The organism is Microcoleus sp. T2B6 (genome assembly GCF_036700475.1).
Lineage (GTDB): Bacteria > Cyanobacteriota > Cyanobacteriia > Cyanobacteriales > Microcoleaceae > Microcoleus.
Map to the genome: position 1 here is coordinate 1 of NZ_JAUBOZ010000065.1, position 12,456 is coordinate 12,456.

The window sequence follows — 12,456 nt, forward strand, 5'->3', positions numbered from 1 at the left end:
TTTAGAAGGTTTTTTTAGTTATTTAGTAATGCACAAATTTAGGTGTTTGTCAAATTAATTTAGATGCGTTTACCCTGTTTGTATTGGCCGCGGTTGATAATGGATAAAGTCAGAGTTTCTCCATGCTGGAATAGAATTATCGCAGGATTGAGAAAGAGTTTATTAATCTCGCGGACAATGCCGTCAAGCTGTTCGCTAGTGTAGGTTCTACGCCTCAATTCTATTGCGAAAAACAAGTAGGAGGAAATGAAAAACGTATTTTCTCCCTTAGCTCTTGTCTTCAAGGATAATTTTAGCTGGTCATCACCCGCAATTTCATCCCAAGTGAGCTGAAATAAAAAATCAACAGTCAGCCATTCATTTAAGAGAGCTTTTTGATGATTTAGTTTTTTATCACTATCAAAGTTGGAAATAAAATTATCCGAGCTATTAGGATAAAACGGAAGAGTTTTCTCACTTCGGTAGCCAAGAGTAAAGAACAAATTACGGGCGTTATCCGCTAGTTTCCCCTTGGCCAAACTACTTAAACCTTCATTAATAGATGCTTTGGCTTGTTGTTCGCTGACGCTCATTTAATCACCAGCCAGGTAATCAGTTCAAAATCAGTTGTTGCTTTAACCTGATGCGCTTGCTCAACCAACACAGCACTGCGGCTAGACAGCAAATTTCCGATGAGCCGCTTGTTGTAAATACCTGCAATGGAATCAACCGCGCGCTTAAGCAAATCGTTATACAAACTCATATCAAATCCGTTATTAGTTTGTCTATCGAACAAGTTGCACAACTCTTCATAGGGAACAGTACACCCCGCGCACAGCAACTGATATATTTCAAGTATTTGTTTGGGTTGAGCAAAAGTTAATCGCACTTCCTTATTTTCTCGAACGTAAACTAAAAAGTATGGTTGCAGCGGGTTGACGGTTTTATTATCAAGACAATCGCCTTTTTGTTTGAGGCAAAAAATTACGCCAGGAGCAATTATCGGGTACTCCGAGTTAGTTGGAACTACTGCATAGAGTCCTAAAGGAGCATCTTGCAGTAGTTTGCGGTTGCTCTCAATGTATTTGGCTAGTTCCATTCGGAAATCATCGAGAGTGAATTCCGTTAGGGCTACACTCTCCGTGAAATCTTCGATATCCAGCACCTCATCTTTCAATCGCAGCAACTGCTTGTCGCGGTATTTCAAATCACTTTCAATCAGTTCTTGAATTTCCTTTGCCTCCAGTAGGTTATCTTCAAATGTACCAGCCATGTCCGCTAAAGCCATCCGTGCTTCTACTCGATTTTTCAGATTGATGTATTGATCCAAGTCCTCTGTCGGCCAAAAATTAATTAATTGTACAGTGTGGTTGGGGCTGCCAATGCGATCGCACCTACCGAACCGCTGGATAATCCGGACTGGGTTCCAGTGTATGTCGTAGTTAATCAGATAATCACAATCTTGTAAATTTTGCCCTTCGGAAATACAATCTGTGGCAATTAATAAATCAATCTCGCCGTCTTGCTGCATAGATGGAATTTGGGCCCGTTTCTTGGCGAAAGGCGAAAAATTTGTCAGGATGTGATTGAACTCGTTTTTGCCAAAGGTAGTCTTATTTGCCGCCGAACCCCCAGTCACCAAAGCTAGGTTGATTTTCAATTCTACTCTTGCCCATTCCCGCAATCCTTCGTAGAGATAGACTGCCGTATCTGCAAAGGCAGTAAAGACTAAAACCTTGCGATTTGGTTGGCCATGCTTGTTAGTTGTAGGATGCTTAACTTTCTCGGCGATCAGTTCTTTTAGCTCAGCCAGCTTGGCATCGCGTTCAACAGAAATGCTTTGGGCAGAATGGTAAATTTTTTTAAGCTGTTCCTTGTCGCGTTTCAGGTCTTTTAACCAGGTTTCGACATCGAGGTGCACCATTTTAACTTTTAGCTTGCCAACCTCCCACGCCGCTCGTAAATCCTCGTCTTCTTCTGCCTCTAACTCTAAATAGTTTAAATCAATTTCCGCGTTTTCGTCTTGCCAATTCCTGAAGGATTCGAGTCGTTTTTGTAACTCGGATATTTTGTCAATAGTCCGCTGCATTGTGATAGCGAAGGAATTCACCGAGCTTTCCAGGCGTTTCAAAAAATTAACCTTTATCATGCCGATCAGAGAGCGTTCCCGATCGCTCTGTTTGAAGTTTTGCACTCTTTTATTTTCATACACCGAACGGTAGGGCGGCAGGACATATTTTGAAGGGTTGAATAGCGAGAGTTGATATTTAGAAATTTCGCTGTTAAGCTGTTCGTAGGACATGAACTCACCCTTTAGGTCAATCTCAGGAAATACCGAGATGGGTTTGAGCCGTTCAGGAAAGCCGCCTAATTGGGCGATCGCATCTTTATAGTATTTTTGAATGTGCTTGCGCGATCGGGCGATCGTCAATTCGTCAAGCAGTTTGAAGAAAGCAGAACTAAGTTCTTCCAGCAGTTCGCTAGTTTTGCGATCGCGACTTTTCTTGGCCCACTTGGTAAATTTCCCCTGAGCATCAGCTAGTGTATCGCGCAGACTGGCAATTCCCAGCGATTCCCCAAACGCAGCATCGCGACCTTCTGTGATAAAATAAAGTTGATTCCGCAAATCCTTTAAATCATTGTTAACCGGAGTTGCTGATAAGAGTAACACCTGAGTTTTGACACCGCTCTTGATAATATCATCCATCAGCCTTTCGTAACGACTCTTTCTAATTAGATTGCCAAATTCGTCCCGTTTGCTCTTGATGTTGTTGCGGAAATTGTGGGATTCGTCAATAACTACCAAGTCATAGTTACCCCATTTAATCGTTGCTAAATCAATGTCCCCAGACCTACCGGAATCGCGGCTCAAGTCGGTGTGAGATAAGACTGCATAGTTAAAGCCGTCTTTAAGAAAAGGATTCAGTTCGCTATTGTTCTGTGCTAGATATACAGTCCAATTCTCGCGGAGTTTTTTGGGACAAAGAACCAAAACTGTTCCTTTATTGCGAAGTTCAAAATATTTGATCACCGCTAGAGCTTCAAATGTTTTACCTAAACCAACGCTGTCAGCAATAATACACCCGTTATATCGTCCGATTTTATTGATAGCAGCCTTAACTCCGTCTTTCTGAAATTCAAATAGGGAGTTCCAAATTTCTGTATTAAAAAAGTGTAACTGTTCGCTGAGAATATCGTTTTTTTCTAGGTCATCGAGGAAAGTCTCGAAGATATGAAACAGAGTTTTGTAGTAGATAAACTCAGGAGTATTATTCTGGTAAAGTTGCTCTAGGTATAGCAGCACATCTTGTTTGACATCTTCGATTAGTTCGGCATCATTCCAGAGTTCATCAAACCAGGCTTTAAGGTCGCGGGTATCGCGTTTACTATCTACTTCTAGATTGAGTTCAATATTGTTGTTTTTCCTACCTAATCCCAGTCCCCGCACGGTAAAATTAGAACTGCCCGTAATAGCATTTTCAGTTCCGTTATGAGCAATGTGATACATTTTGCCGTGCAGTAAATTAGATTGCTTGACCGACCGTATCTGGACTTTTTTCTCAATCCATTCTGCACATTCTTTCGCAACCCGCTTTTGCTGCAACCGATTCTGTAGCTGCAAGCCCTCATCCTCAATTTGGAAAGCCTTTTTATCAGTTTTTCTTGGATCAAGTGACTTGATGAAGCGCGGTTCGCCAAAGAGAAATTTCAAGCTTTTAATACTTAGAAGTTGTTCTTTCAAAGCATCAAAAGCATAAATTGTAAAGTAAGCAGAAACAATTGACAAGGTTGAGTTTTCCTCAACCTTGGCTTTCAAAAAATCGCCCACAGTACCCCGGCGGCGGTTGTCTCTAATTGCCGACTTTGGGAGAGAAGCATCATCCTGTGACATAGCCTACCTTTATGCGGTTGTTGCACTAGGCTATATTCTACATCTTCCACAATTCTCAAGAACAGGCTTTCCGGCCTGTTCCACAACACATACCGATATTGTACAATCAACTTCGCAAACGCCCTGACCTGAGAATGCTAATAATCAACCAAAAACCCAAAAAACTCGCCGCCCCAAACAAACCCGTGCTCAGAAAAGATAGCTGAGGAGTTTGTGCGTTAGAAGAAATAATTGCCGCCCCGACAATCAGCGAACCCACGACAATACTAAAAGAAAGTCGGTTCGCAGAATCCCCCAGAGTGCGACGCAGCGGATCGAGTTCTTTTAGTGTCAAGTTCCACTTCAAAGTTTCCGAAGTAACTCGGTCTAAAAGCACTTCCACCTGTCGCGGAGATTGCAAAGATAAGCTTTTGAGATCCAGCGCAGTTCTCAACAAAGCTTGTATCGGGTCATCTCCGAATAACTGACGCCGAAACATATCGGTCATCAGCGGTTTCACCTGCTCTACAATATTAAACCTGGGATTAAAAGAACGCGCCAGTCCTTCCAAATTAGCTAGAGTTTTTGCATACAAACCGAGATTGCTGGGCAGCCGAATTTTATTTTTGCGGGTGATTTCTAGCACCTCATAAAAAATTTCCGACAAGTTCATTTGCGACAAGCTGACATTGTAATACTTGCGTAGCATTCGAGCCAAATCGTTCTCTAGATTAACTAAACTTGTCGGCTGAGCAAATTCTGCCATTTCCAAAGTTAATTGAGCGCAGCGCTGAGCGTCTAAATCGACAATTGCCAGCAACATTTCTGTCAAATTCTGCTGAGTGCGCGGGTCTAATCTGCCGACCATGCCGCAGTCCAGCAAAGCTATCCGGCCATCTTTGAGATAAAATAAATTGCCGGGATGCGGGTCGGCGTGAAAGAATCCGTCGATATATAACTGCTGGAAGAAAACGCGGCAAAGCAGCGTTGTAATTTCTTCGCGTTCGGCATTTATATCTCCTTTCTGGCGAATTCCTTGCAAGTCGCCTAGCAAAATTGGGACTCCGTTCAGCCACTCCATTACTAAGAGTTTTTTTGTAGTCAACTCCCAGTTAATTTCTGGTAAGACAACTTGTGTGGGGTCAAACCATTTACTTTTAGATAAATTGCGGCGCAGTTCGTCTGTGTAGCTGGCTTCTTGAATGAAGTCTAGTTCTGCACGCAGGGCGATCGCAAATTCTTCAGCTAGGGCGACAATATCGTATTGTTGACCGAAGTCTGTGAGCATGACAAGTTCTGCCAAACCTCGCAGTACGGCGATGTCTTGTTCGATGACAATATCAATACCGGGGCGCTGAACTTTGAGGGCGACTTCGCGGCCGTCTTTTAAAGTAGCTTTGTGGGTTTGGGCGATCGAACCTGCAGCGATGGCTTCGGTGTTAAATTTGGCGAAGGTATTTTCGAGAGATTGTGTGAGTTCCTGGCGGACGATTGCTTCTACTTGCGACCACGGTACGGGCGGCACTTCCGCTTGTAGCGTGGAGAGAGTTTCGATATAGCTGGCCGGCAAAAGGTCAGGACGGGTGCTCAGCAATTGTCCTAATTTGACAAAAACTGGGCCTAATTGGACGAGGATGTTGCGGAGAACTGCTGGAGTTGGGAGACTGGGTGCGTCGGTTTTGCGGCCGGTTAGGAGGCTTTTCATGTAGTCCCAACCGTTGCGGAAGACGACCTCTAGAATTTCTCCTTTGCGAGAATTGTTTTGAACTAGGCTAAACAAGGGGCCTCCGGGTCGATCGGGTTTAAGGGCTATATAACTACTAGGATAGCGCTGTTGACCGGGCTGACCAGTGTCTTGGGGAATAACTTGGGCGAAAGGGTGGGAATGCGCGTGAGAGCTTTGGGGTGCGGGGGGCGATCGGTTTTTGGCCGTGGCATTAATCCTCATGGTAATATACAGTTAAAGCAGACATGATATTTTTATAATTAAATTTATTAACTTGAAAAGATGTGTCAAAGAATTGAATGAGTAAGTTATTAAAAACCAGATTCTCAATGTTTTTAATATCGTATAAGAGACATGATTGCCATCCCATTTCCTGCCAACTCGATCGAATTATCCATCAACTTAACTGACGAGCAATTTTTTCAGCTTTGTCAGCACAACCGCGATTATCAATTTGAACGTACAGCATCAGGGGAATTAATTATTATGCCACCGACAGGCAGTGAAACTAGCAGGCGTAATGCCGATTTAACATCTCAACTCCGAGTCTGGAACCGTGAAACTAAACTGGGAGTAGTTTTCGACTCTTCGGGAGGCTTTACACTCCCGAATGGTGCCGATCGCTCTCCTGATGCCTCTTGGGTCAAAAAAGAACGCTGGGATGCTTTAACACCGGAGCAAAAAGACAGTTTTGCTCCTTTGTGTCCTGATTTTGTTGTTGAGTTGCGTTCTCGGACTGATTCCTTGAAGAAACTTCAAGAGAAAATGCAAGAATATATAGAAAACGGTGCTAAATTGGGTTGGTTAATTGACAGGCAAAATCGGCGGGTAGAAATTTATCGCCCCGGTCAAGATGTTGAAATTATCGAAAATCCTGCCACTCTATCAGGGGAAGATGTACTGCCTGGTTTTGTGTTGAATTTAGAAGAAATTATGTAAATAAAGTAAATAGTAAGGCCCAACACAGATTCAAAAACGAATGCCTGGATAAACAGTGATGAATAGTTGGTGTATCCGCCTTCAGAATCCGTGTCGTGCTGCCTCATTTCACCCTCACAATAAATCTTTCAATTTATCATCTTCTCCCAACACCTTAATTACCTGTTTAATCTCCTGCGTCCTGTCCTTTTTCACAATCAAAGTCACATTGCCATCTCTGACAACTACCACATCTTCTAAACCAATGGTGACAATCACCTCATTCTCATCGGCTGCATAAAAAATGCCACCTTTCGTATCAATTCCGACGTGTTTTGCTAACTCCACATTCGGTTTGTCTCCTTGCAGCAAACGGCCGATCGCATTCCAATCTCCCAAATCGTCCCAGCTAAAGCCTACGGGCAGAACACAAGCTTTTTGCGTCTTCTCCATCAGCGCGTAATCGATGCTAATTTTGGGTAATTCCGAGTAAGCCTGCGCGCCTTTTGCTTCCAAAGCAGCCATCATTTCCGGTACATGATTTCGCAATTCTGTCAAAACTGTTCCGACTCGAAATACAAAAATTCCGCCGTTCCAACTAAACTTGCCGCTGGCTACAAATTCTTCAGCAGTTGTGCGATCGGGCTTTTCCGTAAACCTCGCCACCCGATAGGCCGGAAAACCCCCAAAACTGCCAATTTCCTCACCTTGTTCGATGTAGCCGTAGCCGGTGGAAGCATAACTCGGTTTTACTCCCAAAGTGGCGATCGCATCCTGATTTTTCGCCAACTCGGCCGCCGCCTCCAAAGTCTTGACAAACTCCTGTGGTTCCCCAATCCAGTGATCCGCCGGGAAAAAACCCACCACCGCATCCTCACCGTAACGCTTCGCAGCTTCTATAGCAGTCCAGGCCACCGCCGGCGCAGTATCCCGGCCCTCCGGTTCCGCCAGCAAATTCTCAGGAGGTAACAGCGGCAACTGTTCGCGGACTCCCGCAGCCAACATTTCCGACGTTACCACCCACAAATCGTCCCAGCCGTTACCTAATGTTAAGAGTCTTTCCGCTGTAGCTTGCAGCAAACTCTTGCCGCTACCGTCGAGACTCAAAAACTGCTTGGGCCGCTGTTTGCGACTTAGTGGCCAGAAACGTTCGCCTTTACCGCCGGCGAGTATTACGGGAATTAAGGTTTTGGTCATGGTTTGAAGTTTAAGGGTTCTGATCTATTTTGCTCGACAGCTTATAATTATGGAGAGAATTGTGACTGTCTGCGGGTTTTGGGGGGGAGGTATATTTTTGGGAAAATTGCGTCTGTTGCTGGGTGTAAAAATCGAGGGGTTAATTTTTTGGGCTGTAATCCAATTTCTGTAAGGGTTTGATGCCAATTCCTGGGGCAAACGGCAGACGCAATTGCTGAAACCATTATATGATAAGGGTTTGAGGGGTAAAGTTTAAATAGGGTATTGACAGGTCGGAGGCTGAAATGATATTTTTGCTAATACAGACGCAAATGAACGTTGAAAACCAAATACACCAAGGCTTCTGGAACGGGCATTCGGCCGCAAAATGCCTAAAACCCTATCAGGGATTGCTGAAAAAATGTGGCGCCGCTACAAGGAGAATGTTAAGTTCGGCCGCAAAATGCCTAAAACCCTATCAGGGATTGAAACAAGTTCAATCTCACTCATGCTTCCTCCAAAAGCCGCAAAATGCCTAAAACCCTATCAGGGATTGAAACATAATGATATCATACCAAGAAGAAGGATAACATACTATGGCCGCAAAATGCCTAAAACCCTATCAGGGATTGAAACCAGTGGATGTTCACTGAACACAAATGGAAAGCTTAAGCCGCAAAATGCCTAAAACCCTATCAGGGATTGAAACTTCATTGTCTTTCCAGTAAAACTCCTATTTTACAATCACGCCGCAAAATGCCTAAAACCCTATCAGGGATTGAAACAACAACCCATACACAGACTTATCACCTCGCTCTTGCCGCAAAATGCCTAAAACCCTATCAGGGATTGAAACACACTTGATACTTCAGGCACAATAATGGTTGCAGGGCCGCAAAATGCCTAAAACCCTATCAGGGATTGAAACCGAAATTTCGGACACTTTTGATAGACTGGCGACAGCCGCAAAATGCCTAAAACCCTATCAGGGATTGAAACGAAAAACTTGAGTCAGAACACACAGAAAATACCCAAAGCCGCAAAATGCCTAAAACCCTATCAGGGATTGAAACATTGCTTCCTCTGTATCTTGGTTTGCGGGTGTCAGGCCGAGCCGCAAAATGCCTAAAACCCTATCAGGGATTGAAACCAGAGGGCGAGCGTTCAAATCAGCTAGCTAAAATTGCCGCAAAATGCCTAAAACCCTATCAGGGATTGAAACAAGAAAAAAGAGTCAGAAAAACGCTCATCTGTATCGCCGCAAAATGCCTAAAACCCTATCAGGGATTGAAACGAAATGTCAACGCCGTCCTGTAGCAGCGGGGTAGCCACGCCGCAAAATGCCTAAAACCCTATCAGGGATTGAAACGAAATTTGAGGGAAGCCCCGAAGTTAACCGGGGCCGTGCCGCAAAATGCCTAAAACCCTATCAGGGATTGAAACCCTCGCTCGCTCGTAGCCGGGTTTGGTGACACGCCGCAAAATGCCTAAAACCCTATCAGGGATTGAAACTGATAAGAAGCTACAAGCAGCGCGGGGCTTGGGTTACAGTCTGCCGCAAAATGCCTAAAACCCTATCAGGGATTGAAACCTGAGCGCGTCTGGTCTTACCGATATCAGCCCGATCCGCAAAATGCCTAAAACCCTATCAGGGATTGAAACCCATATTCACCAGCATCAAGTAATTTTTGATGAGCCGCAAAATGCCTAAAACCCTATCAGGGATTGAAACGTGAAAGTTAATCGTTGATTGAATTGCTGGCAGCTTCGAGCCGCAAAATGCCTAAAACCCTATCAGGGATTGAAACTTGCCATTTGGCTGAGCGATGATTTCGGCTTTGAAGTGCCGCAAAATGCCTAAAACCCTATCAGGGATTGAAACATCACCAGAAACTAGACTTTCTGATACAGCATCTCTCGCCGCAAAATGCCTAAAACCCTATCAGGGATTGAAACCTGGAAATACCAGAGGTTTCTCATCCCCGATAAAAGCCCGGCCGCAAAATGCCTAAAACCCTATCAGGGATTGAAACCGAAAAGCTGCACCGCGTCCGCCTGACTGGTGTTGCCGCAAAATGCCTAAAACCCTATCAGGGATTGAAACGCTGGCGCTGGATCTTTTACACAAGTTGGAGCCGATCGCCGCAAAATGCCTAAAACCCTATCAGGGATTGAAACAGACGCCAAAGGCTATATCGACATGGAGATTTTGGTAGCCGCAAAATGCCTAAAACCCTATCAGGGATTGAAACCTCAAAGTTCGATCGCGCAAATGGCTCCGCCTCAGCCGCAAAATGCCTAAAACCCTATCAGGGATTGAAACTTCAGTCTCAAATCGTGTTAAATTCATGGTAGTTGCCGCAAAATGCCTAAAACCCTATCAGGGATTGAAACTTTCACCGGGCTATTCAACAAAATGAAAGCAGAAGCCGCAAAATGCCTAAAACCCTATCAGGGATTGAAACTTTGATTGCGAAGATGACCCAGAATTGGAGGCGGCGATGCCGCAAAATGCCTAAAACCCTATCAGGGATTGAAACATCGCTGAGAGATGCGCCTATGACTTGGTTTGACCGCCGCAAAATGCCTAAAACCCTATCAGGGATTGAAACAAAGGCAAAATCTGTCTTAAGCTTGGCTTTCCTAGCCGCAAAATGCCTAAAACCCTATCAGGGATTGAAACAATGTCCCTGGGGCCTCCGGTGCGACAACACCGACGCCGCAAAATGCCTAAAACCCTATCAGGGATTGAAACAAATGGCTGAAATTCAATCGGTAGCTAGCTTTCACGCCGCAAAATGCCTAAAACCCTATCAGGGATTGAAACTGGCTCTTCATTGATATAGTCATCAATGAGCCATTCAAAGCCGCAAAATGCCTAAAACCCTATCAGGGATTGAAACGCAACCTTTGCGGGACAGAGTTTTTCCAATCAAGCCGCAAAATGCCTAAAACCCTATCAGGGATTGAAACACTTATTTGAAAATTAAAATTCCATGTTCGCTGAACGGGCCGCAAAATGCCTAAAACCCTATCAGGGATTGAAACTGGCTATTTTGGGTACAGCAGTTGGGCAATCTATTATCGCCGCAAAATGCCTAAAACCCTATCAGGGATTGAAACGGAGCGGTGGCTGTAGCACTGCTGACATCCGAGAAGGCCGCAAAATGCCTAAAACCCTATCAGGGATTGAAACTGCCAGCCACAGAGATAGTCGAAGTCCCCCGATTCAGGCTGCCGCAAAATGCCTAAAACCCTATCAGGGATTGAAACTAACTTGGGTTGGAGAAAGTGCTATCGCTTTCGCTATCGCCGCAAAATGCCTAAAACCCTATCAGGGATTGAAACCAGGCGTAGCAGGTGAAAAAATTCACACAGCTATGCCGCGCCGCAAAATGCCTAAAACCCTATCAGGGATTGAAACTTCTACTATTACTTGCTCGGTATTTTCGATTGCAGGGCCGCAAAATGCCTAAAACCCTATCAGGGATTGAAACATAGATTATGAATTGCTTGCCTTCTCTTCTGAAGCCTCGAAGCCGCAAAATGCCTAAAACCCTATCAGGGATTGAAACTTAACCGACGCTGAGCCTCTAGCTGCCTTGCCTGTTTAAGCCGCAAAATGCCTAAAACCCTATCAGGGATTGAAACGTGTTTCCCCACTGGAGCTCAATGCTCCGGGCGATCGCCGCAAAATGCCTAAAACCCTATCAGGGATTGAAACCCCCTCGACAGCGATCGCCCAGACACGAATTCCGGTACCGCCGCAAAATGCCTAAAACCCTATCAGGGATTGAAACTTGTTCTTATCTATGGGATCAGGCAACTTAATATTATGCCGCAAAATGCCTAAAACCCTATCAGGGATTGAAACAGGTGATTTAGATGAGGATACTAAAGAATACCTTAGCCGCAAAATGCCTAAAACCCTATCAGGGATTGAAACACGGAGGTACAGGAGCTAATACACAACAAGCAGCGTAGCAAGCCGCAAAATGCCTAAAACCCTATCAGGGATTGAAACCAGTATACATTTAGCTTACAGTTAGAGTAATTGGCCGCAAAATGCCTAAAACCCTATCAGGGATTGAAACCTATAACCCTTTTGGCCCTGGCACCAGTTTTTAAGCCGCAAAATGCCTAAAACCCTATCAGGGATTGAAACTTTAAGGAGATTAGTATGGTCAGTTTTGTGGCGCCCGGCCGCAAAATGCCTAAAACCCTATCAGGGATTGAAACAAATTCACGCCGCGAGCAACCGCTTTTATTGCTTTTCTCACGCCGCAAAATGCCTAAAACCCTATCAGGGATTGAAACTGAACTTTGGGAGACCGGGTTTCCCAAGTTCACGGAAGCCGCAAAATGCCTAAAACCCTATCAGGGATTGAAACGCAGTGATTTGGCGATTCAAGATATTTGCGCTATCAGTGCCGCAAAATGCCTAAAACCCTATCAGGGATTGAAACCCTCGCGGGTCGGTGTATCAGCACCGGAGGCCCCAGGGAGCCGCAAAATGCCTAAAACCCTATCAGGGATTGAAACCGCCAATTTCTCCACCGATTTCATAGCGGTAAAGGCCGCAAAATGCCTAAAACCCTATCAGGGATTGAAACAGAGGCACGCTGGCTAACAGCAATGCCGACCAAGGCCGCAAAATGCCTAAAACCCTATCAGGGATTGAAACTTAAGGATGCGCGCCCCCCCAAATTTTATTGGCGGTTTGCCGCAAAATGCCTAAAACCCTATCAGGGATTGAAACAAATTTTATCGTGCAGAAATAAAATTA

5 protein-coding genes and 1 CRISPR repeat array (1 of these 6 only partly in view) are annotated in these 12,456 nt (G+C 44.7%); of the genes, 1 reads left to right on the forward strand and 4 read right to left on the reverse strand.

Annotated features, from left to right (window positions below):
• Positions 1–59: 59 nt before the first annotated feature.
• The 3 genes from QUA00_RS24125 to QUA00_RS24135 form a co-directional block, all read right to left on the reverse strand.
• Positions 60–572, reverse strand: coding sequence for a hypothetical protein (locus QUA00_RS24125; RefSeq protein ID WP_333411356.1), 513 nt, complete (start codon positions 570–572; stop codon positions 60–62).
• Positions 569–3,871 carry a helicase-related protein gene (locus tag QUA00_RS24130; RefSeq protein ID WP_333411358.1) on the reverse strand — a complete coding sequence of 1,101 codons (3,303 nt, stop codon included), beginning with the start codon at positions 3,869–3,871 and terminating at the stop codon, positions 569–571. The genes QUA00_RS24125 and QUA00_RS24130 overlap by 4 nt, the downstream gene beginning before the upstream one ends.
• A 106-nt stretch (positions 3,872–3,977) precedes the next feature.
• On the reverse strand, positions 3,978–5,630 hold the full coding sequence (locus QUA00_RS24135) for an AarF/ABC1/UbiB kinase family protein (RefSeq protein ID WP_333309347.1): 1,653 nt from the start codon (positions 5,628–5,630) through the stop codon (positions 3,978–3,980).
• 300 nt (positions 5,631–5,930) lie between these two features.
• Here QUA00_RS24135 and QUA00_RS24140 point away from each other — a divergent pair, with 300 nt between their 5' ends.
• Positions 5,931–6,515: a Uma2 family endonuclease gene (locus tag QUA00_RS24140; RefSeq protein ID WP_333202588.1), complete on the forward strand. Its 585-nt coding sequence runs from the start codon at positions 5,931–5,933 to the stop codon at positions 6,513–6,515.
• Between the two features lie 114 nt (positions 6,516–6,629).
• Here the strand turns inward: QUA00_RS24140 and QUA00_RS24145 are convergent, their stop codons facing one another.
• Complete coding sequence (locus QUA00_RS24145) at positions 6,630–7,691, reverse strand: mannose-1-phosphate guanylyltransferase (RefSeq protein WP_333411360.1); 1,062 nt, start codon at positions 7,689–7,691, stop codon at positions 6,630–6,632.
• Between the two features lie 359 nt (positions 7,692–8,050).
• A CRISPR array of direct repeats spans positions 8,051–12,456; the repeat unit is 37 nt; unit sequence GCCGCAAAATGCCTAAAACCCTATCAGGGATTGAAAC (it continues 4,428 nt past the right edge of the window).